This window comes from Rhizobium sp. PRIMUS64, assembly GCF_023006465.1.
GTDB lineage: Bacteria > Pseudomonadota > Alphaproteobacteria > Rhizobiales > Rhizobiaceae > Rhizobium > Rhizobium leguminosarum.
In genome coordinates, this window is the sequence record NZ_JALBGX010000003.1 from 113,504 (window position 1) to 140,436 (window position 26,933).

General features: G+C 58.2%; 28 protein-coding genes and 4 pseudogenes. 18 read left to right on the top strand and 14 right to left on the bottom strand.

The features are described 5' to 3' along the window. Positions 1–5: 5 nt before the first annotated feature. Together dnaE2 and MOV76_RS02850 are read right to left on the bottom strand one after the other, a co-directional pair. Positions 6–683, bottom strand: a pseudogene (gene dnaE2 / locus MOV76_RS02845) (error-prone DNA polymerase); the annotation flags it as partial. Further along, positions 619–870 (bottom strand): annotated as a pseudogene (locus tag MOV76_RS02850) (damage-inducible mutagenesis protein); the annotation flags it as partial. The pseudogenes MOV76_RS02850 and dnaE2, both read right to left, overlap by 65 nt. An 80-nt stretch (positions 871–950) precedes the next feature. On the opposite strand from MOV76_RS02850, the pseudogene MOV76_RS02855 reads away from it, so the two are divergent. Then, positions 951–1,814, top strand: a pseudogene (locus MOV76_RS02855) (OB-fold nucleic acid binding domain-containing protein); the annotation flags it as partial. Between the two features lie 112 nt (positions 1,815–1,926). Here the strand turns inward: MOV76_RS02855 and MOV76_RS02860 are convergent. Continuing rightward, positions 1,927–2,805 (bottom strand): LysR family transcriptional regulator, encoded by an 879-nt coding sequence (locus MOV76_RS02860; RefSeq protein WP_247263768.1) that lies wholly within the window; start codon positions 2,803–2,805, stop codon positions 1,927–1,929. Between the two features lie 324 nt (positions 2,806–3,129). Between MOV76_RS02860 and MOV76_RS02865 the strand changes: the two genes are divergently transcribed. The 10 genes from MOV76_RS02865 (at position 3,130) to MOV76_RS02910 (ending at position 13,884) form a co-directional block, all read left to right on the top strand. Next, on the top strand, positions 3,130–4,380 hold the full coding sequence (locus MOV76_RS02865; RefSeq protein ID WP_247263796.1) for a ribulose-bisphosphate carboxylase large subunit family protein: 1,251 nt from the start codon (positions 3,130–3,132) through the stop codon (positions 4,378–4,380). Then, on the top strand, positions 4,377–5,744 hold the full coding sequence (locus MOV76_RS02870) for a four-carbon acid sugar kinase family protein (protein WP_247263769.1): 1,368 nt from the start codon (positions 4,377–4,379) through the stop codon (positions 5,742–5,744). The genes MOV76_RS02865 and MOV76_RS02870 overlap by 4 nt, the downstream gene beginning before the upstream one ends. Before the next feature lie 83 nt (positions 5,745–5,827). Further along, positions 5,828–6,598 (top strand): SDR family NAD(P)-dependent oxidoreductase, encoded by a 771-nt coding sequence (locus tag MOV76_RS02875; protein ID WP_247263770.1) that lies wholly within the window; start codon positions 5,828–5,830, stop codon positions 6,596–6,598. Positions 6,599–6,790: 192 nt separating this feature from the next. After that, positions 6,791–7,804 (top strand): 2-keto-3-deoxygluconate permease, encoded by a 1,014-nt coding sequence (locus MOV76_RS02880; protein WP_247263771.1) that lies wholly within the window; start codon positions 6,791–6,793, stop codon positions 7,802–7,804. Between the two features lie 26 nt (positions 7,805–7,830). After that, positions 7,831–8,160, top strand: a complete 330-nt coding sequence (locus MOV76_RS02885) for a hypothetical protein (protein ID WP_247263772.1) — start codon at positions 7,831–7,833, stop codon at positions 8,158–8,160. A gap of 125 nt (positions 8,161–8,285) precedes the next feature. Continuing rightward, complete coding sequence (locus MOV76_RS02890) at positions 8,286–9,857, top strand: sugar ABC transporter ATP-binding protein (RefSeq protein ID WP_247263773.1); 1,572 nt, start codon at positions 8,286–8,288, stop codon at positions 9,855–9,857. Beyond that, entirely contained in the window at positions 9,854–11,059 is a 1,206-nt protein-coding gene (locus MOV76_RS02895) for a sugar ABC transporter permease (RefSeq protein WP_247263774.1), read from the top strand. The genes MOV76_RS02890 and MOV76_RS02895 overlap by 4 nt, the downstream gene beginning before the upstream one ends. Positions 11,060–11,135: 76 nt before the next feature. After that, positions 11,136–12,173 (top strand): substrate-binding domain-containing protein, encoded by a 1,038-nt coding sequence (locus MOV76_RS02900; protein ID WP_247263775.1) that lies wholly within the window; start codon positions 11,136–11,138, stop codon positions 12,171–12,173. Between the two features lie 82 nt (positions 12,174–12,255). Further along, a complete protein-coding gene (locus MOV76_RS02905) occupies positions 12,256–13,035 on the top strand; it encodes a cyclase family protein (RefSeq protein ID WP_247263776.1) in 780 nt (259 codons plus the stop codon). A gap of 132 nt (positions 13,036–13,167) precedes the next feature. Beyond that, positions 13,168–13,884, top strand: a complete 717-nt coding sequence (locus MOV76_RS02910) for a GntR family transcriptional regulator (RefSeq protein ID WP_247263777.1) — start codon at positions 13,168–13,170, stop codon at positions 13,882–13,884. Positions 13,885–14,060: 176 nt separating this feature from the next. Here the strand turns inward: MOV76_RS02910 and MOV76_RS02915 are convergent, their stop codons facing one another. Further along, complete coding sequence (locus tag MOV76_RS02915) at positions 14,061–14,960, bottom strand: AraC family transcriptional regulator (RefSeq protein WP_115156436.1); 900 nt, start codon at positions 14,958–14,960, stop codon at positions 14,061–14,063. Between the two features lie 173 nt (positions 14,961–15,133). On the opposite strand from MOV76_RS02915, the gene MOV76_RS02920 reads away from it, so the two are divergent. The 6 genes from MOV76_RS02920 to MOV76_RS02945 all read left to right on the top strand — a co-directional run bounded on the left by MOV76_RS02920 (position 15,134) and on the right by MOV76_RS02945 (position 19,475). Further along, entirely contained in the window at positions 15,134–15,892 is a 759-nt protein-coding gene (locus MOV76_RS02920; protein ID WP_247263778.1) for an SDR family NAD(P)-dependent oxidoreductase, read from the top strand. 29 nt (positions 15,893–15,921) lie between these two features. After that, on the top strand, positions 15,922–16,596 hold the full coding sequence (locus tag MOV76_RS02925; protein WP_247263779.1) for a glutathione S-transferase family protein: 675 nt from the start codon (positions 15,922–15,924) through the stop codon (positions 16,594–16,596). Between the two features lie 26 nt (positions 16,597–16,622). Beyond that, a complete protein-coding gene (locus tag MOV76_RS02930) occupies positions 16,623–17,219 on the top strand; it encodes an isochorismatase family cysteine hydrolase (protein WP_131609565.1) in 597 nt (198 codons plus the stop codon). A gap of 75 nt (positions 17,220–17,294) precedes the next feature. Next, positions 17,295–17,582, top strand: a complete 288-nt coding sequence (locus tag MOV76_RS02935; RefSeq protein ID WP_210299141.1) for a putative quinol monooxygenase — start codon at positions 17,295–17,297, stop codon at positions 17,580–17,582. A gap of 532 nt (positions 17,583–18,114) precedes the next feature. Next, positions 18,115–18,789 carry a transcriptional regulator gene (locus MOV76_RS02940; RefSeq protein WP_247263780.1) on the top strand — a complete coding sequence of 225 codons (675 nt, stop codon included), beginning with the start codon at positions 18,115–18,117 and terminating at the stop codon, positions 18,787–18,789. Positions 18,790–18,920: 131 nt separating this feature from the next. Beyond that, the gene (locus MOV76_RS02945; RefSeq protein WP_247263781.1) at positions 18,921–19,475 is read left to right on the top strand and encodes a hypothetical protein; all 555 of its coding nucleotides are present in this window, start codon (positions 18,921–18,923) and stop codon (positions 19,473–19,475) included. 185 nt (positions 19,476–19,660) lie between these two features. On the opposite strand, the gene MOV76_RS02950 is transcribed toward MOV76_RS02945, so the two are convergent. The 6 genes and pseudogenes from MOV76_RS02950 to MOV76_RS02975 form a co-directional block, all read right to left on the bottom strand. Then, on the bottom strand, positions 19,661–19,900 hold the full coding sequence (locus MOV76_RS02950; RefSeq protein ID WP_247263782.1) for a dihydrofolate reductase family protein: 240 nt from the start codon (positions 19,898–19,900) through the stop codon (positions 19,661–19,663). After that, positions 19,897–20,231: pseudogene (locus tag MOV76_RS02955) on the bottom strand (type II toxin-antitoxin system RelE/ParE family toxin). The gene MOV76_RS02950 and the pseudogene MOV76_RS02955 overlap by 4 nt, the downstream one beginning before the upstream one ends. Continuing rightward, positions 20,228–20,494, bottom strand: coding sequence for a type II toxin-antitoxin system ParD family antitoxin (locus MOV76_RS02960; RefSeq protein WP_065275895.1), 267 nt, complete (start codon positions 20,492–20,494; stop codon positions 20,228–20,230). The pseudogene MOV76_RS02955 and the gene MOV76_RS02960 overlap by 4 nt, the downstream one beginning before the upstream one ends. A gap of 113 nt (positions 20,495–20,607) precedes the next feature. After that, positions 20,608–21,372 (bottom strand): slipin family protein, encoded by a 765-nt coding sequence (locus MOV76_RS02965; RefSeq protein ID WP_247263783.1) that lies wholly within the window; start codon positions 21,370–21,372, stop codon positions 20,608–20,610. A 28-nt stretch (positions 21,373–21,400) separates the two neighbouring features. Further along, positions 21,401–22,750 (bottom strand): nodulation protein NfeD, encoded by a 1,350-nt coding sequence (locus MOV76_RS02970; RefSeq protein ID WP_247263784.1) that lies wholly within the window; start codon positions 22,748–22,750, stop codon positions 21,401–21,403. Positions 22,751–23,167: 417 nt separating this feature from the next. Continuing rightward, positions 23,168–24,082, bottom strand: a complete 915-nt coding sequence (locus tag MOV76_RS02975; protein ID WP_247263785.1) for a LysR family transcriptional regulator — start codon at positions 24,080–24,082, stop codon at positions 23,168–23,170. Between the two features lie 112 nt (positions 24,083–24,194). On the opposite strand from MOV76_RS02975, the gene MOV76_RS02980 reads away from it, so the two are divergent. Beyond that, positions 24,195–24,587 (top strand): limonene-1,2-epoxide hydrolase family protein, encoded by a 393-nt coding sequence (locus MOV76_RS02980; RefSeq protein ID WP_018517424.1) that lies wholly within the window; start codon positions 24,195–24,197, stop codon positions 24,585–24,587. A gap of 145 nt (positions 24,588–24,732) precedes the next feature. On the opposite strand, the gene rpsU is transcribed toward MOV76_RS02980, so the two are convergent. The 4 genes from rpsU to MOV76_RS03000 form a co-directional block, all read right to left on the bottom strand. After that, positions 24,733–24,972 (bottom strand): 30S ribosomal protein S21, encoded by a 240-nt coding sequence (gene rpsU / locus MOV76_RS02985; protein ID WP_018444470.1) that lies wholly within the window; start codon positions 24,970–24,972, stop codon positions 24,733–24,735. A 332-nt stretch (positions 24,973–25,304) separates the two neighbouring features. Further along, positions 25,305–26,330, bottom strand: a complete 1,026-nt coding sequence (locus MOV76_RS02990; RefSeq protein ID WP_247263786.1) for a GlxA family transcriptional regulator — start codon at positions 26,328–26,330, stop codon at positions 25,305–25,307. Positions 26,331–26,401: 71 nt separating this feature from the next. Continuing rightward, positions 26,402–26,665 (bottom strand): hypothetical protein, encoded by a 264-nt coding sequence (locus MOV76_RS02995; protein WP_247263787.1) that lies wholly within the window; start codon positions 26,663–26,665, stop codon positions 26,402–26,404. After that, positions 26,666–26,933, bottom strand: a 268-nt coding sequence (locus MOV76_RS03000; protein ID WP_247263788.1) for a CbtA family protein, incomplete at its 5' end; no start/stop codon positions are given. It abuts the gene before it with no gap.

The window sequence follows — 26,933 nt, forward strand, 5'->3', positions numbered from 1 at the left end:
GCCGGCAGAACGTCTGGTGGCAGGCCTTCCGGATAGCGGTCGGGAATGCATTGCCAGACATAGTGCTCTAGCGACGCTTGAGCATCCTTGCCCGGCACGATCGCCTCCTCGGTATATTGATAAGTCAGCTCGTCCAACGAAAACTTGGCTCTCGCGACGATCTCCACCGTTCGTACTAGCGCCTCGCGGTAGCGCGGAAAAAGGCGCTCCATTTCTTCCGGTGGCTTCAGATAGCGATCGGCATGGCGCTCGCGCTCGAAGCCGACCTCGTCGATCGTCGTGCGGGTGCGAATGCAGGTGACAATGTCCTGCAACTGCCGGCGGCCATGGAAAAGGACGTCATTGGTGACGACCGTTTTCACCTTGAACCGGGCCGCAAGATTGGAAATCTCATGCAGCCGCAGCTGATCGTTTTGGCGACGACGAAGACAGAGCGACACATAGGCGTGATCGCCAAACAGCTCGGCGATCTTGCGCAGCTGGATCCCAAAGGCGTCATCCGGCAGATCCGGCACCAGAATGCCGATCATGCCTTCGGCATAGGCGATGACGTCGTCCCGGTGAAGGATGCAGTTGTTCTTGCCGCCGCGCGACTTTCCGAGCGTGATAAGACGGGTCAGCCGGGAATAGGCAGCCCGGTCGGTCTGCGATCCCCGCCGCAAAAAGTGCTGCCGCTGCACCATCCACCGTACTCGCCCCGCCGTCGGCAAATTCATGCAGGGCGCCGTAGGCAAGGCCACCTCCTGGCAGGACCGCATCGATTTCCGGCACGCCGAAGGAAAGACAGCCAGCCTTTCTGGCGGACACGCCCTCAAGCGAAGCGATGCGCTCGCGCAGATCGGAAATCACCCGTTCACGGGCAGCAGTCATCGTTCACGGCTCCCTTCAAGGTCGTGTTGGCGGCCGACATCATCTCGATCAAAATGCGGATGTTCTCTATCTGTTCCCGCCGACTTGTGCGTGGACTGGCCGCAGTCGATGCGGCACGCGTCGTGGCCGCCCGTGCCGATCAGCTCTTCGATAGCGTCGATGACATGTGGCGGCGCGCGAGCGTTCCGGCAGCATCGTTGGTCGAACTCGCGGAGGCCGATGCTTTCCTGCCATCGCTCGATCTTCAGCGACGCGATGCGCTCTGGGCGATCAAAGCTTTGCGCGATGAGCCGCTGCCGCTCTTTGTTGCTGCGGCCGAGCGCGCGATGAAGACGATCGCCGAGCAGCAGGAGCCGGATGTCGCACTCCGGCAGATGACTGATGGGCACAACGTCATCCAGGACTACAGCCATACTGGTCTGCCCCTGCGCGAGCACCCGATCGCATTCTTGCGCAAGGACCTTGCCGCTCGAAGCATCGTCACCTGCGGAGAAGCCATGTTGGCTAGAGATGGCCGTTGGTTGATGACCGCAGGCCTCGTTCTCGTCCGTCAAATGCCAGGATCGGCAAAAGGCGTGATGTTTCTGACGATCGAGGATGAGACCGGTCCGGCGAACGTCGTCGTCTGGCCGAAGCTCTTCGAGCGGCGTCGGCGCATTGTGCTCGGATCAAGCATGATGGCGATGAACGGCCGCATTCAACGGGAAGGGGAGGTCGTGCACCTCATCGCCCAGCAACTGTTCGATCTGTCGGGCGACCTATCCGCCTTGGCGGATCGTGACGGGGAGTTCAAACTGCCGACGGGTCGTGGCGACGAGTTTTCCCATGGGTCGCCGGGAAGTTCGGATTCGCGAGATCGGGCGCCGGCGGTCAAGCCGAGGGACATTTTCATTCCCGACCTTCATAGCGATACGCTGAAGGTGAAGAGCCGAAATTTTCACTAAGGAATCCAGTGTGACAGCTCTCTTCGATGGAGAATGCGACGGTTCGAATCCCATCAAGGCGGCGGGTGTTGCGTCGGGTCTGCAACAGAGAACGTTGGCCCTCAATGGACGATCAAGCAGCCTCTGCCATTTTCGCTTTAATCCATCCGGCCAAGGTTTTAACGCCGGGATTTTGCCGGAGGTGATGAGCGATCCATAACTGCAATCTGTGTGGCCCGAGGATGAAACTGAAGGGAGCAACAAGTTGTCCTGCATCGATCTCTCGCTGAACCAGATATTTGGGGGCCATGGCGACACCCGCCCCAAAAGTAGCGGCTTGGAGCATAAGATAAAAATGCTCATATTCCTCCGCAATCTGAAGTTCCGGAATTTCACTTCCAACGGCTGAAAGCCACTCTTCCCAAGCTCCTTTCCGCGTTGCAGTGCCCAAGACCTGCGCCGTTCTCAGATCGGCAGAGGATTTCAAGGGATGGCGCAACAGATAATCCGGGCTACAAACGGGCCCGATTTCCTCGCCAATCATGTCTAGAATCACGACATCGTCGGGCGCGCTATACATAGTGTTCCGAATTGCTACGCTGATACCGTCCCTGGCGACGTCGACTTCTCCATAGTTTACATTGAGACGGAAATGGATATCCGGATTAAGTGCCTTGAATTCAGGTAGTTTTGGAATCAGCCAGCACTGCATGATAGTTGCTGAGCACGACAAGGTCAGGGGGCCAGCCGAAAGACGCGCTACCGCCAAGTTAAGGGACCGAAACCCTTCGCTGAGAGTCTGCGCCATCTCGGCCCCCGCCGGCGTGGGCTCCGATGATTTAGAAAGGCGCCGGACCAGCGTCGTCGCGTACAGGCGTTCCAATTCGCGAACGTGACGGCTTATGGCGCCATGGCTCACATCGAGTTCTTGTGCGGCTTTTGTCATACTTCCCAGCCGTATCGTCGCTTCGAACGCACGAAGAGCATGCAAGGGAAGATTTCCATAGGACATGTGACAGCCTCCTTACATACTGCAATAAACAGGATCCCCAGTCAGCAGGACGATGTCAGCTTCACGCACAGCAAAAAAGGTCTGAATTAGCAGACGCTCGACATTTTACACGGGAATATGCTGCCAGCACAGCGATTGGACAGGCATGGAAGACAACTCAATGATTTATTTTTATCTGATGGTGTGACTCAAACTCACATCAGTCGGCTTGCATTGTGCCTGTTTTCAGGGAGCCGCGCGTGTATCATCGCCAGAACGATCATGGGAGTACGGAGGAGGGTCCGGTACGCTTTCGATCGGGGAGGAGATATCGTGACCAATTTAATGCGCCTCGAGGCTGACTATATCCTCGAGACATACATGCCACCGGAACAAGCAGCGGAAATAATTGCCGGTGAACAGTCGAGTGGTACGTTTGTCGCGGTACCTGGCGAAACGCCCGAGTTAAAAGCGTTGGCGGCTGCAAAAGTGGAGTCCCTCGAGACCATCGCAACGTACAATGCTGTTCCAGCCCTCGACGGTCGATATCCGACTGACGCCGCGATGCATTTGCATCAGGTGAGGATGACGCTGTCCTGGCCCATTGCAACTGTTGGAACATCCCTTCCCAACATTCTGGCGACAGTCGCTGGCAATCTTTTTGAACTTGCCTGTGTAACTGGTCTCAGGATCGTCGACATTCGATTTCCCCCGCCGTTCTTCCAAAAATACAAAGGTCCTGCGTTCGGGATTGAGGGAACCAGAGTACTTAGCGGCGTTCAGACGGGGCCGATGATCGGAACGATTATCAAGCCGAGTGTCGGCTTGACAGCAGAGCAAACCGCTTCTCTGGTCCAAGAACTCGTCAATGGCGGGATCGATTTCATCAAGGATGACGAGCTGCAAAGCGACTCTTCAGTCTGCCCGTTTGAAGACCGCGTTGATCGCGTGATGCGGGTGATCAACGGGGCCGCAGAGCGGACGGGCAAAAAGACGATGTACGCGTTCAACCTGACCGGCGATATGGATGAGATGCGGCGACGTCATGACAAGCTTGTCTCAGCTGGTGCAACATGCCTGATGGTTAGCCTGAACTCAGTCGGCATGGCGGGTTTCGTGGGTTTGAGGTCGTTCAGCCAGCTCCCGATCCACGCCCATAGAAACGGCTGGGGTTACCTGACGCGTCATCACTCGCTGGGCTGGTCTTATGTTGCATGGCAGAAGATTTGGCGGCTGGCCGGCGCGGACCACATGCACGTCAACGGTGTCGACAACAAGTTTTCCGAAGACAATGAATCTGTCATTCGGTCGGCGCGTGAATGCCTGACGCCTATGTCGGAAGACAAGCCTTGTCTGGTCATGCCGGTATTCTCGAGCGGGCAGACCGTGCGCCAGGCCCACGCGACATACGCGGGCTTGCAGTCAGACGACCTGATCGTCACAGCCGGCGGCGGGATCGTGGCTCATCCAAAAGGCCCTGCGGCGGGCGTCCAAGCTCTTCGGGATGCGTACCAGGCCGCCACCTCAGGAGTAAGTCTGGAGTCTGCCGCGAGGCGGAGTCATGAATTAAAACTTGCTCTGGAACCGGGCGCATGATTAGCGCGCTCGCATCGCTACCTTCGGGTCCGTTGGTTTCCTTCTACGGCGACGATTTCACGGGATCGTCTGCTGCGATGGAGACATTTGCCTGGCAAGGCATCAAGACGGTGCTTTTTCTCGATGTTCCCTCGGCAGAACGTTTGGCAGAATTTTCCGATTACAGATGCATCGGTATCGCCGGGATAGCGCGCTCCAAAAGTCCGGCCTGGATGGATGCTCATTTGCCCGCAATCTTCGAACGTTTGGGAAAAACGGGCTCTCCCATCGTGCACTACAAGGTTTGTTCGACCTTCGATTCCTCGCCGCAGATTGGCTCTATAGGGAAAGCGGCCGAGCTGGGTGCGGAGCTGTTCCCGGGTCCAATCCCGATGTTGGTCGGTGATCTTGGGATGGGACGGGTTCAGGTTTTCGGCCATCTCTACGCTCAAGCCAGTGGCCAGTATTATCGGTTGGATCGTCACCCAACGATGGCCAATCATCCATCGACACCGATGCAAGAATCCGACCTGGCCCAACATCTGGCTTCGCAGACCAGTTTGCCCATATCGAATATTGACTTCCTCCGACTGAAAGCGGGTGATCCAACAGAGATCATCCCCCAGAACGACCTAGACAAGTCGCAAATATACTCAATTGATCTGCTCGATGAGGAGACGTTGCGCGCCGCAGGACAGGCCATCTGGACCGCGGGCCGGAAGCAGAAGTTCGTTATCGGCTCGCAAGGCGTGCAGGCGGCACTCGCGGCTTATTGGCGTTCAGAGGGTCTCTTGACGGATCCTCAGATCGAAACATCGGTCCAGGCAGTGAACAGGATTGCTGTGGTGTCTGGATCGGTTTCGCCCATGACTGCCGCACAGATCGAGCACGCGACGTCTCATGGTTTTGAGGCCATTCGGCTCGATCTTGGTCGGGTGTCAGATCAGAGTGCGTGGAATGGCGAAATTGATCTTGCGGTGCGTAAATCCAAGTCCGCTCTGTCCGAAGGTCGCGATCCCCTGGTGTTTACAGCCAAGGGTCCCGACGACCCCGCTGTCCGGCAGTTCAAAGATAAATTCTACCACGACCGGGCGACGGCTGAGGCCGCCAACGATCTCATAGGAAGCAGCCTTGGACAGATACTCGATAGGCTGATCATCGAAGCGGGCTTAAGTCGTGTGGTTTTGTCGGGAGGAGACACGTCTAGCCATGCTGCGTTGAGGCTCAAAATCGACGCCTTGACCAGTGTTGCAAAGCTGGCTCCTGGCGGTCCGTTGTGCCGGGCTCATTCTGCAGACCCGTCCAGAAATGGAATCGAGATCGCAATGAAGGGCGGGCAGGTGGGATCTGTCGGCTACTTCGCGGCGGCAAGAGACGGTCAATGAAAGCTTTGCCTCGCTCAGATCCGTGAGGACGGAGCGTGTGCCGGTGTAATGCCGGTAAATTTTGGAGTTAGGGAGGAAACGACTTGCCAGACGAGAATGAAACAAGAGTTGCACTTGTGACCGGTTCCGCAATGGGCATCGGATTTGCGATTGCGCACCAACTCGCGTTGGACGGCTTTGCGGTTATCATCGCCGACATCAACAAGGAAGCCGCAGAAAAAGCTGCGGATGAGCTGAGAGCTGCCAAGCTCAAAGCAGAGTCAGTCGTGATGGATGTCGGCAATCCCGCTTCGATCGCGGAGGCATTTAAAGCTGTTGAGGCCGAACATGGTCGCTGCGATGTCCTCGTCAATAATGCCGGCATCGCCAAGACATTTCCATTTATCGACTTTCCCTATGACAACTGGGCTGCAACGATCAACATCAACGTAACAGGGTCACTGCTGTGCAGTCAGCATGCCGCGCGGCTTATGCAGCGATCGGGTTGGGGCAGGATCATCAACATTGCGTCTGTGGCGGGCGAGCGAGCCGTGGGTCATGGCCGGACCGCATACGGCGTCTCAAAGGCAGCTGTCATCGGGCTAACGCGTCAGATGGCCGCCGAGTTGGCGATCTACGGAATTACCAGCAACGCCGTTGCACCCGGTCCGGTGGACACACCGCTGACCGAGGTTCTCCACTCTGCGGAGTTCAGGGCGACATACACGGCAGCCATTCCGGCCAAGCGTTACGGGAAACCGAGCGAGATTGCGTCGACCGTCTCGTTTCTGGCGTCTGAGGGCGCAAGCTATGTGAACGGTGCGATCATTCCAGTAGACGGCGGCTTTCTCGCAGCCGGGGCGCTCCCGACTTAGACCGGGATCGCTGCGGCAAAGTGAGCCGTGCGGAGGCTTTAAAATGCGCGTCGGTGTGGCGTACGGCCGTTTTGGGACAAATGCCCCTCAGCTGCCGGCACCTCACGCGACGTAGAATTGAGCAGAAATTCAACAGTCAACAAAACAACGTGCAATACCTGGGAGGTAGGGCGCGCAGAAGGGGTGTGCCTAATGGAAAAAATCCAATTTAAGCAGGGTTCTTCGTCAATTCCTTTCTTCAAGACGATGCAAAAAGTCCCGGCTGGGATGATGCTGATCCCGCTCATACTGGGCGTTCTGATCAACTCATTTGCACCAGACGCGCTGAAGATTGGCGGTTTCACCCAAGCATTGTTCAAAGACGGTGCCCTGGCTCTGATCGGACTGCTGATCTTTGCAACCGGTGCGCAGATCACCGGGAGCCACAGTGGCAAGGCAGCCGCTGCCACTACCGGCGTGGTGCTACTGTGCAAGACACTTATCCCGGCGGCGATCGCCGTTGTTCTGGGGCTCATATTCGGGCTTGAAGGCTTCTGGGGGGTCTCGATCCTGGCCTTGCTTGCGATTATGGGCAACAGTAACGGAGCCCTGTGGCTGGCTTTCGCCGGCGAGTACGGCGACGAGCGAGACACAGGTGCCTATGTCGCCAGCGCCTTCGATGATGGTCCGTTTCTCGCCATGATCTTTCTGGGCGCATCCGGCCTCGGGCAGATCCCGTTCATGGCTCTCGTTGCAGCGATTGTCCCGTTTGCTCTGGGTCTGATGGTCGGCGCTGTCGATCGCGAGTGGACCCGTGTACTCGATAGCGTGCCGAGCATCACCATCCCCTTTATGTCCTTTGCCGTTGGAACCGGCATCAGCTTGGGCACAGTACTGACGGGTGGAGTGCAGGGCCTATTCCTTGGCGTTGGCGTCGTTGTTTTCACAGGCGGGCTCACGTACCTCGGCTATCGCTTTTTGTTGCGCCGTGGTTCGAAGAGCGGCATTGGCTTCGCTGCAGGTACAACTGCCGGCAACGCTGTTGCCGTGCCTATGGCCGTCGCCGTCGCAGATCCCCGCTTCCTGCCCTTCGTAGAATCGGCCACCGCGCAAACTGCGACAGCAGTCCTGGTTACCGCCATTCTGGCCCCAATCGTCGCTTCCTGGGTTCTCAAGCGCTCCGGCGGTCTCACTGTGCACGATCCTGTGGCCGCGAGTGTGGTGTAACGAGCCTCCTGTAGGAGAACGGGTACGTGATTTTACTTCTAGACCCACTCATCGCCCCGGTGAAACGCGCTGCCAGCCAGCGCGTTTCAAAGAGCGATCTTCAGGTCGAGGATCCCGGTCAGGAGCAGCAAGAAACGAGGCCTGAACCACGAGCTTTGAATGACATTTCATTGACATGTCAGCAATATGTCACTATCGTTATGTTGGGAGACGGCGCGGGCGAGCAAGAGTGGCTCAGTCCGGTACAAAAATCTGAATTGATAAATGAGCTTGATGTACTGCCACATCTGAATGTGATGCAGCTAAGCAAATTAGACCAGAACGCGACCTCGCGGGAGGCTGCCTGGTGCCGTTAATGGCACTGTGACCTCGCTGCCAACAGGCGAACCGGACTTGCACGAAAAAGCCTGACAACGGCGACGCCGATTTCGCGGCGGTGCCCGGACAAATGTACATCATTCGTTGGAGGAGGAGCCGCGACATGAGTGCTGAGGTAACTGCAGCAAGTATGCCCCTTGATGATTTGGACGGCGGAAATCTTGCCGCCAGGGTCTGCGGCATCGATAAAAAGTTCGGCGTGGTGCACGCACTTAAAGGCGTTTCCATTTCGTTTAATCGTGGGGATGTTCACGCGATCGCGGGCGAAAACGGCGCTGGCAAATCAACGCTCATGAAGATCTTGTCGGGCGTGATCGGCGGCTACGACGGACATATCGAGATCGAAGGCGAACGCTGTCGTTTTGACAGCATCCGCGATTCTGAAAAACACGGCGTGTTTCTGGTTCCACAGGAACTCAATGTCGTGCCGGAATTGCGGGTTGGTGAATACCTGTTCCTCAATCGGGAACCTCGCCGCTGGGGCATGGTGGATACGAAGACGCTATGGGCAGACGCGGTCCGCTGGCTGGCAGTCTTCAAACTCGACCTGTCTCCGCTGCTACGCATGGGCGACCTGAGCACGCACCAGCAGCAACTCGTCAGCATCGCTCGGGCCATGACCCAAGGTGTGAAATTGCTCATCCTCGATGAGCCGACGTCGAACCTGACCGAGCGTGAGACCGAACTGATGTTCGAGCAGATTTCCGATCTGCACAAGCACGGCGTGACCACCATCTACATCTCTCACCGGCTCCACGAGTTCGAGCGCATCGCAAACGCGGTGACAGTGATGCGCGATGGCGCGGTCGTCGATCATTTCCGCCTCCAGGGGCAATCAGATACACCACGTCGCGTCGTTCAGGCCATGGTCGGGCGAGACCTGACGGAAATGTATCCCAAGCTCGCTGTCGTAGCTGGCAAGTCAAAATTATCTCTGCGGGAATGGACCATTCCAAATCGCGGGCCGGGGCGTGCCAATCTCGTTGAAAATCTGAATCTCGATGTCCGCGCAGGCGAGGTCCTCGGGATATTCGGCCTGCTCGGTTCCGGAGCCTTCGACCTGACGCGCTCGCTCTTCGGAGCCCATGAGGCGAAGGTGCGGGGTAGGATGGAGATCGGCGGCCGTGCCGTCAGCGTCGTAAGTCCCAGAGACGCCATTCGCAGCGGCATCGCATACATTCCCGCCGAGAGAAAACGCGACGGGCTGATTGAAGCTCACTCGATCACGAGCAATATGACCCTGGCCGCACTCAGTCGTCTCACGCACTTCGGGGTTCTTGATCGCTATGCCGAACTGAAGCGCGTGCAGCAGTATGTGACGAGCCTCAAGGTCAAGTGTGGGTCTGTAGAACAGCCGATTTCGCAGCTTTCGGGCGGAAATCAGCAGAAGGTCGTTGCGGCGAAGTGGCTGCTCACCGCACCGGAGGTCTTTATACTCGAAGAGCCGACGCGAGGCGTGGACATCAATGCACGCGTCGATTTCTACGCGCTTATCAACGACCTCGCTGCGGCGGGCAAGGCAATCATCATCGTATCCACCGATTTGCCGGAGGTGCTGGGCATGTCGGACCGTGTGTTGGCCATGCTCGAGGGGAGGATCGTGCGTGAATGGCCCCGGGGCGAGGCAACGGAGGAGGACGTGATGACAGCAGCTGCAGGTGGATCCAGGCAATGAACATGAGCGCGAGGACAACAGTGACGGCACAAACGACAACGAACAAGGGAGGGACATTCCGGAATCTGCCAGAAATGTTGTCTCATGGCGAGCTTCGGCTGCTGCCGCTGATCATCGTTCTGATGGTGGTCTGGATGGTGATGCAGTATCTCACTGGCGGGCTCTTTCTCAGTGCCCGCAATCTTACCAATTTGAGTGGCCAGGTCGCTATCACCGCACTGCTGACATCCGGCGCCGTCTTGATAATGATCCCGGGCTTCATCGATCTTTCTCTAGGCGCAACCGTTGCCGCCGCCGCCGTGATAGCCGCAATGGCTGGGGCCCAGTTCGAGCTTCCGCTTTGGCAGACCATCGTGGTCACCTTGGGCTTCGGCTTGGTGATCGGTCTTTGGCACGCTTTTTGGATCGCGTGGATGAAGGTGCCTTCCTTCATCGTGACCCTTGGCAGTCTGCTGGCCATACGCGGCTTATCGCTCGTCATCACCAATGCCGAGACGATATCGCCGAGCCCGGATATCCTTGTGATCTCGGACACGTCCTTGTCGGCAACGCTGAGTATTGTCGTCTTGATGGCCTTCTGGCTCGCCTTTGCACTGCTGCAGTTGCGGGAATGGAGGGCTCGGATGCAAGCTGGCATCAAGTCGTCATTTTTTTCCGTCGTCGGCATACCGGTGGTGTCGGTCGGGATCTTTGCATGCGGTGTCATGGTCGTGGCCGTTAGCTACAGGGGTTTGCCTCTGCCAGTGGTTTTCGTTCTGGCGGTTGTCGCCCTGACCGGCTGGCTGCTGCGTTACACTGCGTTCGGCCGACGGCTTTACGCCATTGGCGGTAATCGCCAAGCGGCCTTGCTTGCCGGGATCAATATTCGGGCACATGTCTCGATGGTATTCGCTTTCATGGGGCTGCTCTACGGTTTGGCCGGGCTTGTTCTGGTTGCGCGTCTCGACAGCGCGCCGCCGGGCGCAATGCAGGGGCTCGAACTTAACGTCATCGCCGCAGCCGTGATCGGCGGAACCAGCCTCATGGGTGGCAGGGGAACCGTGGCTGGTGCGGTCATCGGCGCAATCCTGATGGAAAGCTTGTCCAACGGAATGAGCCTCATGAACCTGCCTTCGGCCTACCAGTCCATCACTGTCGGTCTCGTACTTCTCTTTGCAGTCTACGCAGATATGCGCGGACGCGGCGGAAGATTTGGAGACTGATCGAAGCAATCTTCGACAACACGCTGGCTATCGAATTGTCGCCGATGAAGTGCGACAGAAACTGGGAGAGAGAAACATGACAGACAAAGTGGAGAAGTCCGGCATCACACGCCGGCACACGCTCGGCATCGCCGGTGCAGGTTTGCTGGCAGCGCTAGTGAACTTCAAGGCCGTTCATGCGCAAGACAAGAAACTGAAGGTCGGCTTGATCATGCCGAATTACGATCAGCTTCGCTGGAAGAACGCCGACCAGGCATTCTTCGAAAAGCAGGCTGCCGAACTGGGTATCGAGGTCCTTGCCCAGGCCTCCAACGCGTCGGAATCGCTGCAGGCGAGCCAGGTTGAGAACATGCTCACGCAAGGCATCGATGTTCTCGTCCTTACCCCGGTCAATGCGAACGCGGCCAACGCGCTGATCCGCAAGGCCAAGCAGGCCAGCGTTCCGGTTATCAACTACAACTTCCTGATCAATAAGGGCGACGTTGTCTGCTTCCTTGGCCGTGATGCGGTGGAAATGGGCGAAAAAATTGCCCAGGCCGCTGTAAGCGCCCACCCGAAGGGCAACTATGTAATCGCCGCCGGCGAGGAATCGACCAGCGTTGCCAAAGAGACACGTCAGGGCTTCCTCAACGTGCTCAAACCCTTTCTGGACAAGGGGGACATCAAGCTGGTGTCTGACCAGTTCAACAAGAATTGGTCGACCGACAGCGCGCGTGCGCAGGTTGAGAACGCTCTGACGAAGAACAATAACGATGTCGTCGCCGTCCTTTGCGGCAACGACGGCACCGCCTACGGAGCCGTCCAGGCCCTGCAGGCACAAGGGCTCGGCGGCAAGGTCTTCGTCACAGGTGTCGATGCCGAGCCACGCGCACAGGAACTCATAAAGCAGGGCCTGATGGCGCTGTCCAACTTCACGGCCTTCGACCAGATGGGCGTCGAGGCTGCCAAGGCCGCCTTTGCGGTGGGGCAGGGCAAACCGATCGAAGCCTCCGCCACGGTTAACAATGGCCTCAAGGATGTGCCCTGGATCAAGATCCTGAACTTCAATGTCACCAAGGACAATCTCGATCAGGCTAGCAAGGACTTTCCTTGGTGGTTCGCCAAACAGGGTTGAACCCTTGCAGATCCTCAGGCGCCCCACGGCGCCTGAGGTAAACCTGGAAGAGTAAAATGCTTGTCACGGAAGAAGACGCTACGTGGAGACGATCGTAAACAACCAGTTGAATCATGCCGGAAACCAGTCCGGTCTTGCCACCCAGCTCGGAGCGATGATTAGAAGTATGCGAGTCGTGGATTTGTCGCCGACGCTTGAGCGTGGAATTCCAAACTGGCCGATGCATCCGCCGCTCGTGATCGACAAGGCGAGACTGAAGGCGCGCGATGGATATTACAGCCAGTTGCTGATGATTTCTGAACATACCGGCACGCACGTCGACGCGCCTGCGCATTTTCACGATGACCTTATGCACGTGACAATCGATACCTTCCCACCAGACGTGCTTATTGCGCCCGCAGTGCTCTACGATTTTTCGGACAAGGATCTCCAGCCAGGAGATTTGATTTCTTTGGACATGGTGAAAACCTACGAGGCGGAAAAAGGCGTGCAGGTCGGAGAGGGCGAAATTCCGCTGATCAACTTCGGCTGGATGCAGCGTTTCTGGCGCACCGACGATCAGAGTATCTGGTTTGTCAAGAACGCTCCGGGAATCCAGGAGGATGCGATCATCTACTTCAAGGAGAGAGGCATACGCGCGATCGGCTGCGATACCGTTGCATGCGATATGGCCGTGATCGATGGTGTCGGTCAAGAGACGACAGGGCACACCACCCACTGGTTGCCAAACGGCATATTGATTATTGAGATGCTCACGAACCTCCATCAGCTTTCTCTGCGCAGCCTCTTTGTCGCCACTCCTATGAAAATCAAGGAAGGTTCGGGGTCGCCAATTCGTCCTGTCGCTTTCTGTGAACCGTGAAACGTGCTCTTATTAAAGTCAGCAGTTGGCAGCTTTACTTGAGCGCGCGTTCGTTCAATTTACGGGGGCTAACATTCGCGGCGTCTGCAATCGAAACTGAAATTGCTTGGCTGATTGTGAAGGAGAACCTGCATGAAACACAATTCTAGCCCCGATCATGAAGATGGCGGCCCGAAGCGTGTTCTGCTGCGTGATGAAGCATACCAGACGATCAAAGAGTTCCTGCTCACCGAAGAGTCTGAAGAGGTCCTATCGGAACGAACGCTTGCGTCGCGGTTCAAGCTGGGTCTTGCGCCCGTGCGATCTGCAGTCGAACGTCTTCGGGCGGAGGGATTGCTAACGGCGATGATGAACAGCGGTCTCCGCCTCCCGGAAATCACCGCCCGTGAAATTTTAGATTTCTACGAGATGCGGATGGTGATCGAGGTGCATGTCGTCGCCTCGCTCTCAGGCAAACTTTCGGATGATCAATTAAAACAACTGTACGCGATACTGGACGAGCAGGATATCTGCGCGGAAATACGCAATACGAACCGCTACCACCAGCTTGATCTGGACTTTCATACAACGCTTGCCGAACTGCATGGAAATTCCGAGATGGTTCGGGCCCTGCAACAGATGCGCGACAAAATGTACAGGCTTTCGCGGCGCCTGCACCGAATTCATCCCGAGCGGCTGAGTTTGAACGCGCAACAGCACAGGGCAATTGTAGACGCAATTCGCGAAGGCGAGATCGATAAGTCGCGCAAGAGTATGCAGGCGCATCTGGCCTGGGGACGTGCATTCACCCTCGATCCCAACGGGCGAATGGGAGGGGACTGGCAGCGATTAACGGTCGCTGCAGGCTGATCCTAAAACTGGCGAAGGCTGTAGATTGTGTCGTACGCGAGAGGAAAGCTTGGACTGATCGGAGGAACGTTGCGGAGGGTATTGCGCCCGACTGTTACAACCCCAGTTTGAGCTAGCCATGGCGCGAACAACGCCAAATTCGCTCGACAGCCTGTGCTCAATAACAACGAAGCCATCTAACTGATCGTATGGTCGCTGATCGACTGCCTAAGCCGGCGAACGTCGCGGACGGGCGGAGCCCCGAATCGCCGCAGATATTCGCGGCTGAACTGAGAGGCGCTTTCATAGCCGACCGCATAGGCGACGTCGGAGGCACTATGGTCGCCGGCGAGCAGCAACTGGCGCGCCTCCTGAAGGCGTATCTGCTTCTGATACTGGATCGGGCTCAATCCAGTCAGCGCGAGAAAGTGGCGATGCAGGCTCGCACGGCTCATGCCAGCAGCTTCGCACAGAGCCTCGATCCGCAGCCGCGTATTACCGCGGTCGCGGATCCATTCGACCGCGCGGCGGATGCCGCCGATCGCGCCTTCTGGGCGGGCGATGTGGCGCAACAGTCGACCTTGCGGGCCCTGCAGGAGACGATAAAGCAATTCGCGTTCGGCCATCGGCGCGAGCGCCGGGATGTCCGCAGGCGTGTCGAGCAACGCCAGCAGTCGCAGCAGCGTGTCGCGCAACGGCGGAGTCATCGGATTGATCGCGATGCCGCTGCCTGGTGCGTCCGCGTCGCGCACCGCCGGCATCGTCGATGCGACCTCGGCCAGAAGTGCCGGATCAAGGACTAACGAAATCGCCACATAAGGACTGCCGTCGTCAGCGTCATGGATCTGGCCGCTCAAAGGCAGATCGAGTGCGCTGACCAGATATTGAGACGCGTCGTAGCGCAGGAGGTCGTCGTGGATGGCCACCTCTTTCGATCCCTGCAGAATGAAGCAGATCATCGAGCGGTAGAGACACGGTGACGTTCCCGAGGTCGTTTGTCCTACGCCGATTTCCAGGCGCGGGATCGGCGTCAGGGTCATTCCGGTCCGCCCGTGGCGGAGCGCGATATCGCGATGCGGCTGTAGGTTGTCGGTCATGCCAAGGAGTATGACACCATTTCTCCCATCTGCAAAGCGCTTGAGACAATTAGGCAAGCAATTGAGAGCATTAGGCGGGGCGTCGGACACAGCAATCGCCTATTTGACTGGCAGCGAATGCGACGCCTCAGCGGCGTGCCGTCTGGAAAAATCAATTCACAAGGAACCTAGCCATGTCTCAGAAGATCGCTCTCATTACCGGCGCCAGCCGCGGCCTCGGTCGCAACATGGCGCTGCATCTCGCCAAGCGTAGTGTGGGCGTCATCGGTACCTACCGAAACAGCGCCGCAGAAGCCCAGACGCTGGTCGACGAGATCGAAGCCCTGGGCGGAACGGCGGCGATGCTGGCACTCGACATCACCGATACGGCAAGCTTTTCCGGCTTCGCGCAGGCTGTCACCGACACGCTTAGGACGACCTTTGGGACCGACCGGTTCGATTATCTGGTCAACAACGGCGGCGAGGGCCTCTACGCAATGGTTGCCGAGGCGAGCGAGGAGCAGTTCGACCAGATGGTCGACATGCACCTGCGCGGGCCGCTGTTTCTGACCCAGAAGCTGCTGCCGCTGATCGTCGACGGCGGGCGCATCCTCAACGTGTCCTCGGGTTTTGTTCGCACGACCATGGCGGGCTACGGCCTCTATGCCGCCGCCAAGGCGGCGATGCAGACGCTGACCAAGTTCATGGCGGTCGAACTGGGCGCTCGTCAGATCCGCGTCAACGCGATCGCGCCGGGCGCCATCGCCACCGACTTCGCCGGCGGCCGCGTGCGCGACGACAAGCATATCAACGACTTTGTTGCCGGTAATATCGCGCTCGGCCGCGTCGGCCAGCCCGACGACATCGGTGGCGCGGTCGCCGCAATTCTGTCCGATGATCTCGGTTGGGCCAACGGCACGACGTTTGACGTGTCGGGCGGCCAGTCGCTCTGATCTCCATTCCAGCACATCGAGACACCGTCATGACCGAGCAAAGCCTCACTCTCGTCAGCCACCCGCTGTGCCCATTCGTTCAGCGTGCCGCGATCGTCCTCCTCGAAAAGGGGGTGGCGTTCGACCGGGTCAACGTCGAACTATCGGCCAAGCCTGACTGGTTTCTGGCCCTGTCGCCGACCGGCAAGGTGCCGGTGCTGAAGGTGCGCCAACCGAACGGTGGGGAGGCGATCCTCTTCGAAAGCGTGGTTATCTGCGAATATCTGAACGAGACGCAGGGTGGCGCGGCGATGTACCCCGACGATGCATTGCTGCGTGCACGGCATCGCGCCTGGATCGAATTCGCCACCCAGACCTTTGCCGAGGGCTGGCAGTTCCTTCACGCAAAGGACATGGCGACCGCCGACGCCAGGCGAGCCGCCTTCCGTGATCGGCTGAGCAAGATCGAAGCGGAACTGGGCGACGGCCCGTATTTCGCCGGGGCGAACTTTGGTCTGGTCGATGCGGTCTACGCACCGCTGTTCCGCAATTTCGGGATCATCGATCCGGAAGTGGCGGACCCGATCTTTGCTGGCCTGCCACGTGTGACGGCGTGGCGCGCGGCACTTGCCGAGCGATCCAGCGTCAAGAACGCCGTGATCGACACCTATCCCGACCTGTTTCGCGACCACCTGCGCCAGCAAGGCGCGATGATCGCGGCTTAACAACCAGAATTCCAAGGAGAGATACCATGACCAACCCATCCAATAGCGCGCTGATCCTGATCGAATATGTCAACGACTGGCTCTCCCCGACCGGCGGCATTTATCCGGTGTTTCAGGACCGGGAGCAGGTCGACACCGCGATCGCCAATTCGAAGATCATCCTCGAAGAGGCCCGCCGTCGCGGCCTGCACGTGATCCACGCAGCGCTGAAGTTCGAGCCGACCTTCAAGGTGCTGGGCGAGGCCAAGTACGGCCTGCGTAAGATGACGCGCGACCATGGCGCGTTCCTGGGCGAGCAGGCCGATTTCTTCCCCGGCTTCGAGCCGGCGGAAGGCGAGCATGTCGTTCGCGAGCGCGCCGGCGGCAGCAGCGTCTTCGTCGGAACCACGCTCGACGGCTACTTGCGCAACAACCGCATCGACGAGATCTACCTGTCGGGCTTTTCGCTGCGCCAGTGCGTCGAGTCTTCGATGCGCAATGCCCACGACCTCGGCTACCACACCAACGTCATCTACGACGCGTCGGCCGGCTATACCCGCAAGCAAAAGGACGACTTCGTGGCCGAGATCGCACCCTTCTACGCCAACGCTATCACCACGCAGGAATTCGTGTCGCACGAGTGAACTACCACCGCCCGGCCCTTTCAGGGTCGGGCCTTGGTTTATCAAAGCTTCGGAGGCACTACGATCATTGGATTGATGGTCGAACTCGCAGTCACGCCTGACAGCGGTGCAGCATTCGAACGTGCCTTCGCCGTTCAGGCGGCTGCGGTACAGGCCAACGAACCGGGCAACCGCCTGTACGAACTGTTCAAGTCGACCACTCTGTCTGACAGCTACACGCTCGTTGAAATCTACGAGGATGATGCCGCGCTTCAGGCGCACCGCGCATCGCCGCACATGGCGGCCAATCGACCACTGACCGCGCCCTTTCTGGCCGGGCCGCCCGTCATGCAGGTGTTCGAGGTCATCGCGCACCGCCTCTGACCGGTGCGTTGGCCGGGCTCTTTTACCGAGGCGAGCCCATGGCTGACTTACCCGAAAGTCGCATCGGTTGAGTTTGCCGAACCGTCGCTTACATCTGGGCGTGGTTGCCCAATACTTGGACGACTATTTCTCGCATAGAACGAAGGTAACCTTAACTTTAGAGTTCCATAAAATCCATTATGCGATCTTTCTGACCTAAAACGTGAACCCCATAGCAACAAGCCGGGTGCTGGCCTCGAAAGCCCTCGCCGCGCCAGAACCGTTGACACCGCTATTTCAGTGTTAGTGGCGTAATGGATTGTCGGGAACCTGTGCGAAAGTCTCGGGACGAACTACTTGTCGCCGTTTCTCTTCAAGAACGTTGAGCGCATAGACCGTCCTCAGCCCCATCCGATTGGCCACAAATTCTGCTCCGGGAATGGTGCGGTGATCGGAAATGACGGTGGGTGTAGACTGGTAGTCCGGTAGGCGCTATTCGTGATGTACCAGCATATCACCAAACCCTTCCGCGGATTTTCCAAGGCCTCTTATATTGAAAAAAGTGCAACGCAGCTTTGCCGTCGAGTACAAAACCGGCAGACGAAAACTCGATCCCAAGTCGAACTCGATCTGGGGAAACACGGATCTAAAGTCCGCCGCTCGAGACCTGGAGGAAGAGGCAATGACTTTTCTGTCGGGCAGCTCTCAGAATGGCAAATCCGACAATGAAATGTCTTTACCAAAAGTAGATCAGCCCGAGTCGTTGTTGACACCGCCTCCCGGGCCGTCGACAACTGCATCAGATACACAGGAGATAAGCATGGCCGACGAGACTGATACGGCAATGAGTGCCGCTGTTCCGACCGTTGTCGAAACGCCCATCGCGCCGAAAAAACAGCGCAAACCGCGCGCCAAGAAAGCGGCGGCACTCGAGACCGCGTCAGCTGACGCTTTGGCAGAGCCAACGGCTGCTCTGACCGGCGCCGGTGGTGGGAAGAGGAGAGGGCGCAAGGCAAAGGTGATCGAAGCTGCGTCCAGTGCCAAACGTGCACGTGTGAGCCGTGCTCCAAAGGCTGAGCAGACAGCCTCGGCCGCGCCGATGACCGCGATCGATGAGATGGCAGACCTTTTGCAGTTAGAAGAGGAAAATCAGCGGCTGCGCAAGCTGTTGGCTGAAAAACTTCGCGCTGAAAATGCCGATTTGCGCAAACGGCTCAAGCTCGATTGATATATAAGCAGCCGGTCAACCGCCGGCCGCATTTCCATGCGTATTGAGATAAACAATTTGGCAACGGTGAATGCTGTTGCCGGAACTAAAACTCACTGCCTGCTTGCGGGATAAAACGCGAGGTCGGATAGATGGCGTCTCCCTGGAAACTTCTTGCCCGACTGATCTCCCCGGGACGCGAACACAAGAGAGAAAACGGCTCGACCGAGAAGGTTACGCCGGACGCGTTGGCTATTTCGGGTCCGACTGAAACGCTTGCCGAGGAGAGCCTGATTAGCGCTGCTCGACCGGCAAGTGAGGAGCTACCTCGTCACGATCATGCCGCTGCAATCTCCGCAGTGCCAGTGCATTCCGAAGAAGCCGAAAACAATGTCCGCGACAAGGTCCACGGCGATGTCGCCAAAATGGTGGAGGTCGCTAATCCGGCTATACCCGGTGGTACTGGTATCGACGTCACCGCTGCACATGATACCCCTAGGATCAAGCGAACTGTCGAGGTCGCACCGCGCAAGCAAAGGAGCCGCGGCAAGGAAGCGGTGGCGATAGCGAACGATCGTCAGGTTATCCACACTGCAAACGAGATGAGCCTCGATGACGAGATCAAGGTGCTGAGGGGTCAGTTGGCCAGAAAGCTAACGCTGCAAAACGCGCAGTTGAGAAAAATGCTAGACCGGTTTGAACGGTGAGCGTGCCTGCCCATTTAACCCCGGATCGATTGCAAGCCTGTTGCAGGAGAACGAATCTCAGATTTGAATAGGGTGTCGCCGGTTCGAGTCCTTTCAAGGCGTGGGATTTGAACCGACGACCCTGCTGTTACAAGACCTATCTGTTTCAAATGCTTTAGTAATCAGACATGGCTGGTTGCGTTCGCTTACTTCACAATGCGATAGGCGATATGCCGAGCGAGCGGCGTGTCGAGCATGCTGGTGGGCTCAAGCGTGATCTGATTGGACATCGTGTCGAACAGCCGAGTCCCAGCACCAAAGAGCACCGGCACGATATGCAACTCGATTTCGTCGACAAGCCCGCCGGCCAGTGCTTGGCGAAAGACGTCGGCTCCACCCATGAGGCTCACATCCTTGCCTTCGGCCGCCGACTTCGCCTGCTTCACCGCGTCGGGAATTGAACCAGCCGCGTGATAGATTCCAGTGCTGTGCGAGGCGAGTAAAGGCCGGTGGGTGCGCCGTGCAGGATATGGCTGATGATCACCTTCGCGTTCTCGAGCGGTAGAAGATCAGATAGTTGCCATGAACGCGTCGGCGGATACCATGGTGCTCGTAGCGGGGAACGAGGGCGAAACCGTTGGGGCTGTCGACGAGGTCTTCGCACTTGCTGCGGAGCTCCCGGACGAATGAAAGGGCGCGGCGTGGATTGTCCCATGCGATGTAATCGGCGATCTGCTCAAGATCGTTCTCCGCTTCGTCGGAAAATTCAAGGATCATGCCGATTTTTCGGCCTGATCAGCCATCACACTGTACTTTGCCTCGAGCCGTTCGAAGACATCGCTCGCTGGCTTAGTCCGGCCCGCCTCGGCATCGGCAATGCCGCGCATGATGGAAGCATCCAGTGCGGCAAGCCGGGTCTCCCGGTCCTGAACCAGTCGGACACCTTCGCGGAGGACTTCGCTTTTCGAGCCATAGCGACCTGTGTCGACAAGTTGCTGGATATAGGTTTCGAGCTGCTTTCCCAGATCGGCACTAATCATTCTGCTCTCTCTCTCTCCTGCTGTCCGCGCCGGCCATTGCTACCTCAGCAATCTGGCTGAAGCACCTTGACCGCAGGACCATCGCTCCATCCGCAAAAACAATGCAGGCGTCGTCATCGGTCGGGTTTGGGCGGCATCAAATTGCCGAACTCCATCGGAAAAGGAAATATGATCGTCGAGGTCTTTTCGCCGGCGATGACGTTCAATGTACTCAAATAACGAAGTTGCATGGCCTCGGGTTTCCTGGCGAGGGTTTCGGCTGCTTCAAGCAGTTTGGCTGCAGCCTGCTGTTCGCCTTCGGCATTGATGATCTTGGCGCGCCGCTCGCGCTCGGCTTCCGCCTGCCGGGCAATTGCGCGGATCATCGATTCGTTGATGTCGACATGTTTGATCTCCACATTGGCGACCTTGATGCCCCAGGCATCGGTCTGGGCGTCGAGGATTTCCTGAATGTCGATGTTGAGCTTGTCGCGTTCCGCCAGCATCTCGTCGAGGTCATGTTTGCCGAGCACCGAGCGCAGTGTCGTCTGGGCGAGCTGGCTCGTCGCCATCATGAAGTCCTCGACCTGGATCGTCGACCTCTCGGGATCGACGACCCTGAAATAGATCACCGCGCTGACGCGGACCGAAACATTGTCATGCGAAATGACATCCTGGCCGGGCACGTCGAGCACCCGCGTGCGCAGGTCGACCCGCATCATCTGCTGGACATAGGGGATGAGCAGGATCAAGCCAGGCCCCTTGACACCGGTGAAACGGCCAAGCGTGAAAACCACGCCGCGTTCGTATTCCCGCAGGATCTTGATCGCAGATGCGACGACGACGAGCAGAATAAAGATGATCACAAGATAGAAGGCGAGATCTGCAAACATGCCCATGACTTTTTCTCCTGCATTCTGAAGGCCGTTAGGCCTCCTGCGAACTGCGGACCACTTCGAGCGTCAACCCATCCCGGCCGGTCACTTTCACACGGTCGCCGGCGGCAAGCGGCTCAGTTGAAATGGCCTTCCAGCGTTCGCCATGAGCGATGACGAAGCCCGAGATGCCCGTCCAGCTGTCGACCTTGCCTGAAATTCCGATCATCTGCTCGCCGCCGGTGACGACATCGTGCCAGCGCGAGATGAAGGCGAGACGGGCAATGACAAGGCTAAGAGCGAGGCAGGCGACGGCGATTGCGCCAAGCACCGACCAGGAAACTTTAAGCCCGGGTATGTCCGTGTCGAACAAGATGGTAGCGCCGAGCACCAGTGCGATGCCGCCGCCGACGCCGAGTGCGCCGAAGGACGGCGAATGCGCCTCGGCCACCGTCAGACCCACGCCGAGAATGATCAGCCCGAGGCCCGCAAAACTCACCGGCAGCAAGGCCAGAGCATAGAGACCAAGCAGCAGGCAGATGCCGCCGATCGTTCCCGGCACCAGCGTCCCGGGCGTCAGAAATTCAAAGATCAGGCCGTAGATACCGACCATCATCAAGATCAGCGCGATGTTCGGATCGGTGATCACCGAAAGCAGGCGGGTTCGCCAGTCCGGTTCAAGTTCCTGGACGATGAGACCCGATGTTTCGAGCCGGACATCCGTTTGACCGACCCGCACGACCCGGCCCTGCGCCTGTGCGAGGAGATCGTTTATATCGGCCGCCACGAAATCTATGACCTTCTCACGCAGAGCGGCGGCGGAGGAAAGGCTCGCGGCCTCGCGCACGGCGCGCTCCGCCCAGTCGGCGTTGCGATTGCGCAGTTCCGCAAGACCGCGGATATAGGCCACCGCATCGTTGATCGCCTTCGCCTCGCCGGCATCGCGCGGCACTTGCCGCTGCTTGCCGGTCGTATCAGGGCTGTCGTTTCGGTCACCATCGGATGGTCGGCCGCCAAGTGCGATCGGCGTCGCCGCACCCAGATTGGTGCCTGGTGCCATTGCCGCGATATGGCTTGCGTAAAGAATATAGGTGCCGGCGCTGGCGGCTCGTGCTCCGCTGGGTGCAACGAAACTCGCGACCGGTATCGAGGAGGCAAGGATCGCACGAATGATGTCGCGCATCGACGTGTCGAGACCGCCGGGCGTGTCGATCTGCAGGACAACCAGGCTGGCGCCACGTTCATTGGCCCGTTGAAGGCCGCGTCTTACATAGTCGGCCGTCGCCGGGCCAATCGCCCCGTTCATCTTCAGGACTATGGCGACACGCTCAGCTTCAGATGCGGGCGTCGCCAGGCCCAAAGCCAAGAACAACGTCAGCAGCAAAGCAAGGATTGACGGCATCCACCGCCAAAGCTCCAAACGCCACACAATCGTCCGCCGGACTCGCATATTCTGAAATATATGGCAGAACTGCGAAACGGTAAGAGACAAGTCTTTTCTCTGCGCCAGTCAAGCGCGGCTAGAAACAATTGCAAGCGTCCCCCCCGCAGCACAATCCCATCCGCATGTGATCAGTTCGAGCGCTGCGACAGAGCAGGTCTCGGACCTCCGAGGGTTCGCCGATAGCGAAAAAAAAGCCGCTCGGCGGTTAGAGCCGAGCACGATGGCGCAGGACATGATTGAACCGATGGACGCCGAAGGTGTTGAACGCTTCCATATCCTCAGCCATGACCTTGGTGGCCCGGCCTCCGTCGCGCCGGCCTATTTGGCAGGTGACAGGGCAATCTCCCATTTCGTTCTTCGGGCTTTCGCGTTTTGTCAATCAGTTATAGGTAACGCCAACTCGCTTATGAGATTGTCGATCATCCACCTCCCACCCTGCCCAGGCGGGCGTGATCGCTTAAAAGCAATTGACAGGGGTATTGGCTTCCACCCATCCGGTGAATTCTCAACTTCGGTCCGAGGTCTCCGGAGGCGTCCTGTCTTCAAATCCTCTTCGACGAGATGGACTGGCATCAACCCCCACCCGAGGCCAGCACGCAGGAATTCCTGTTTCGAGCCCAGGTCGGCCACCCGCCAGACCTTCTGCGAAAACACCCCGAAAGTTCGCCCAGTTGATCGAGAAGTCTTGTCTGATATTATAAGCTGGTTGTGCTGAGTTAACGCCGAATGCGTGATCGGTTCTCGTTCCATTGAAAGAGGATGGCTACTTCCGACGACGAGACACATGGGTATGTCGCAAAGCGGTGTCGTCACGAATTCGGAGGGCGCGTCGGGCAAGGTGCCAATGACCGCAAACGAAGCCTGGCTGTCCCAGACGGTTTGCAACGTCGATCCGAGCGACTCCGAATATACCGAGAGAGCGGTATGGGGAAATTCCCGCCTGAACCTGTCTATGACGGCTGTCAGTCTCGATGTTGGCAGCATCACATCCACCGCGAACGCAAGTTCCGCTTCAATGTGACCCTGAAAGTTCGCCGCCTTGGCTCTGAACGCATCGGCTGCATCGAGCGCAGCCTTAGCGTCCGGCAACAATGCCCTGCCATGTTCAGTCAGTTCGGTGCGCCTACCATTCTTCCGGAATAGGGCATAACCAAGTTGCGACTCCGTGGCTATGACGGCCTCGCTGACCGCCGACTGCGCCTTGCCGAGGAAGCGTCCGGCCGCTGAAAGGCCTCCCTGCTCCGCTACGGCGACAAATGCCCTTAGGCGCTCAAGCGAAACGTCTTTCATACCAGCCCCATCGGAAAGTCCGATAAAACATATCGAGTTTCATCGGCTTCTCAAGCGACCTCTTGATGCTTATTCGAAATGAACTGCAGCGCCGAAAGCAATGGAGACATCAATGCCAGACTCTACACCAATTGAGATCGCCAAGACGTTTTTCGGCCACTGGAATGCCAATCGCGTCGACGAGGCCTTGGCAATGCTCGCTTCCGACGTTGTCTACGACAACGTCCCGCTCCCTAATATCGTCGGCGCTGACGCCGTCGCGAAGTTCCACAAGGAGTTCGGCATCGGTACCGCATTCACCTTGGATTGGCAGGTGAAAGCGATCGCGGCAGACGGCAACGTCGTCCTGAACGAACGTGTTGACATCTTTCGTCACCAGAGTGGTGGTACCATTACGCTCCCCGTCATGGGGACCATCACGGTGGTTGACGGGAAGATTACCGTGTGGCGCGATTATTTCGACGCAGGTGATTTCGACCGGCAGCTGTCGCAGATCAAACTCTAAGCAGCAGAGCCAAGTCCATAAACACATCACCCTCCGCCGGGCCTTTCCAGCCCCGGGGCGCAGCCGTGCGCCCTCGCGCAAAGGACATCTCGGGCACGAGAAAGTCCTATCGTCGACAGACGAAACATTCGTCGCCCGATCCCTGCTAGCGAGCGGAAGCTCTCGCCTTCTTGGGGACCGAGATACCGCTTTCCCGCTCAAGTTTTTTGCGAGCCAGCTTGCGGACACGCCTGATACCCTCGGCTTTTTCACGAGCACGTTTTTCGGAGGGTTTTTCAAAACGCTCCCGAAGTCTGGCCTCCCGGAAAACGCCCTCGCGCTGCAACTTCTTTTTCAAAAAACGGAGCGCTTGCTCAACGTTATTGTCACGTACCATAACTTGCATTCTAAACTCCCAAGGTCACTGACGCGCGCCTCATTAGATCTATGCACATTGATGATCAAGACTTGGAAGACAGTTTGTCTAGATTCTCTGTCGCAACCGCTTTCAAAAGCACGGTCGCAAATGGCTAGAGTAAGCTCTGCCCGCGATTGGCGGGTCAGAAGTTCATATCCTCTCAAGAGCTAGGTTTTGTCAGGCCGCTGCGCATGAGAAACGCCAACGGTGATTGGTCTCGTTGCGTAAGTTTCGGATGCAAGATCACAACCGAATCCGCCGGGATTTTCCTCTGACCTGAGTCCCCCTTCAGTTTTCGGGGATCAGGGCATGAACGTCCATTACAATCGCAGCTCCTGTCGGCGCGGCTGGCGGGTCTCATAAACCATATACTTGGATCGTTCGATACCGGCAGGCGCGGAACGTTGAAAGCGGCCACGATAGTGGTTAGGGCTCACTCCGATCGTTCGCACAAAGGCGCGGCGCATCGCATTGACGTCGCTAAAGCCGCACATGGCGGCGATCTTCTGCAGCGGCTGGGCGGTATCCTCCAGCAGACGGCGGGCAGCGTCGGTTCGCGCCGCCGTGACGAAATCCGCTGGCGTCATGCCGAGCTCGCGGCGGAACACCCGGGCGAAATTGCGTTTGCTCATGCCGATTTTCTGCGCCAGATCATCTACAGCGAGCGAAGCGCCGAGGTTTGCCAGCACATATTCCTGCGCCTTCTGGATCAGCGTCGTTTCAGACATCTGGCCGACGAGATGGGCGCTGAACTGCGATTGTCCGCCTGGACGCTTCATGAACATCACCATGTAGCGGGCAACGATCATCGCGACATCGCGCCCGTGATCTTCTTCGACCAGCGAGAGCGCCAGATCGATGCCCGATGTGACGCCCGCAGCCGTTATGAGTGCACCGTCGCGAATATAGATCGCATCGGGATCGAGATCGATTGCCGGAAAGTCCCTGGCGAACTTGCCGGCACATTCCCAATGCGTCGTTACGTTCTTTCCGTCGAGCAGCCCCGCAGCCGCCAACAGGAACACGCCGGTACAGATCGACCCGAAGCGCCGGACCGTCGGCACCCGCCGCTGCAGCCACGCGATAACCTCGGGATCGATCGTCTGGAACGACGGATCGCCAGCGACAAGCAGCGTGTCGATCGGCTCGTCCGGGTCGAAGATCGTCCGGTCGGCGAGGAAGCGGAGTTTGCCCGTTCCGTTGACGGACGCCGCTCCTGTCGACATGATCTGTATGTCGTATGCATCCGTGTCGCCAAGCCTTTGGGCGGCTTCCCAGAAGACCTCGGCGGGGCCGACGATATCCAGAGACTGGACCCCGGGCGGGGAAAGAATAACAATGCGCATTGCCTTGACCCCTGTTGCGATGCGGATCCGGAAACGCCCGCATGTTCAATCCATGCAATTAGCCTGCCAGCTTACGAAAGGCTGCGGCGGATCTGCCGGCTGTCGAGATGAAAATTCCGCTGTGCCGGTGCCACGCCGGCCTCGATCCTCTGCCAGGCGGCACTGAGCAAGGCAGGGGCGTTCCGCCTGGCGAAGGCGAGGCATTCGTCCGGCGAAGGACTGGCGCCGAGCAATGTCCGCAGCGCAAGCCGGTGGACGAAACAGTGGCCGCCATTGCCGGCGTCAAACTGGAGCGCGTCGATATCCTCGCGCCATGTGAGGTGCAACTCTTCCACCTATGCCTCGAAACGCCGGAAGAACGTGCCCGTCAGCGATCCGAGCAGCGCCCAGAAGACGAGGCTGGTCATGGCTGCGGCGGCGATAAACTGATGTTCGAGCGCCTCCGGAGCCAGCGCATGCCGGCCCTCTGGCGCGGCTGGCGCACCGATCACATGCGGGGCCGCGATCAGCACGATGGCGGCGACCGCCGTCCATGGCTTCCTATGAAAGGCGATCAGGGCGAGGCCGCAAGCCGTCGCAGCCGCCGTCGCTATCCACCAGACC

Bases quoted from the DNA above. Each gene is read 5' to 3' on its own strand.
- MOV76_RS02865 (WP_247263796.1), top strand. From the start codon at position 3,130: ATGCGCCTCGAGGCTGACTATATCCTCGAGACATACATGCCACCGGAA.
- MOV76_RS02965 (WP_247263783.1), bottom strand. From the start codon at position 21,372: ATGGGCATGTTTGCAGATCTCGCCTTCTATCTTGTGATCATCTTTATT.
- MOV76_RS02975 (WP_247263785.1), bottom strand. From the start codon at position 24,082: ATGAAAGACGTTTCGCTTGAGCGCCTAAGGGCATTTGTCGCCGTAGCG.
- MOV76_RS02890 (WP_247263773.1), top strand. From the start codon at position 8,286: ATGAGTGCTGAGGTAACTGCAGCAAGTATGCCCCTTGATGATTTGGAC.
- MOV76_RS02895 (WP_247263774.1), top strand. From the start codon at position 9,854: ATGAACATGAGCGCGAGGACAACAGTGACGGCACAAACGACAACGAAC.
- MOV76_RS02920 (WP_247263778.1), top strand. From the start codon at position 15,134: ATGTCTCAGAAGATCGCTCTCATTACCGGCGCCAGCCGCGGCCTCGGT.
- MOV76_RS02915 (WP_115156436.1), bottom strand. From the start codon at position 14,960: ATGACCGACAACCTACAGCCGCATCGCGATATCGCGCTCCGCCACGGG.
- MOV76_RS02900 (WP_247263775.1), top strand. From the start codon at position 11,136: ATGACAGACAAAGTGGAGAAGTCCGGCATCACACGCCGGCACACGCTC.
- MOV76_RS02960 (WP_065275895.1), bottom strand. From the start codon at position 20,494: ATGATTAGTGCCGATCTGGGAAAGCAGCTCGAAACCTATATCCAGCAA.
- MOV76_RS02860 (WP_247263768.1), bottom strand. From the start codon at position 2,805: ATGTCCTATGGAAATCTTCCCTTGCATGCTCTTCGTGCGTTCGAAGCG.
- MOV76_RS02925 (WP_247263779.1), top strand. From the start codon at position 15,922: ATGACCGAGCAAAGCCTCACTCTCGTCAGCCACCCGCTGTGCCCATTC.
- rpsU (WP_018444470.1), bottom strand. From the start codon at position 24,972: ATGCAAGTTATGGTACGTGACAATAACGTTGAGCAAGCGCTCCGTTTT.
- MOV76_RS02980 (WP_018517424.1), top strand. From the start codon at position 24,195: ATGCCAGACTCTACACCAATTGAGATCGCCAAGACGTTTTTCGGCCAC.
- MOV76_RS02910 (WP_247263777.1), top strand. From the start codon at position 13,168: ATGAAACACAATTCTAGCCCCGATCATGAAGATGGCGGCCCGAAGCGT.
- MOV76_RS02945 (WP_247263781.1), top strand. From the start codon at position 18,921: ATGGCGTCTCCCTGGAAACTTCTTGCCCGACTGATCTCCCCGGGACGC.
- MOV76_RS02870 (WP_247263769.1), top strand. From the start codon at position 4,377: ATGATTAGCGCGCTCGCATCGCTACCTTCGGGTCCGTTGGTTTCCTTC.
- MOV76_RS02935 (WP_210299141.1), top strand. From the start codon at position 17,295: ATGGTCGAACTCGCAGTCACGCCTGACAGCGGTGCAGCATTCGAACGT.
- MOV76_RS02990 (WP_247263786.1), bottom strand. From the start codon at position 26,330: ATGCGCATTGTTATTCTTTCCCCGCCCGGGGTCCAGTCTCTGGATATC.
- MOV76_RS02970 (WP_247263784.1), bottom strand. From the start codon at position 22,750: ATGCCGTCAATCCTTGCTTTGCTGCTGACGTTGTTCTTGGCTTTGGGC.
- MOV76_RS02930 (WP_131609565.1), top strand. From the start codon at position 16,623: ATGACCAACCCATCCAATAGCGCGCTGATCCTGATCGAATATGTCAAC.
- MOV76_RS02880 (WP_247263771.1), top strand. From the start codon at position 6,791: ATGGAAAAAATCCAATTTAAGCAGGGTTCTTCGTCAATTCCTTTCTTC.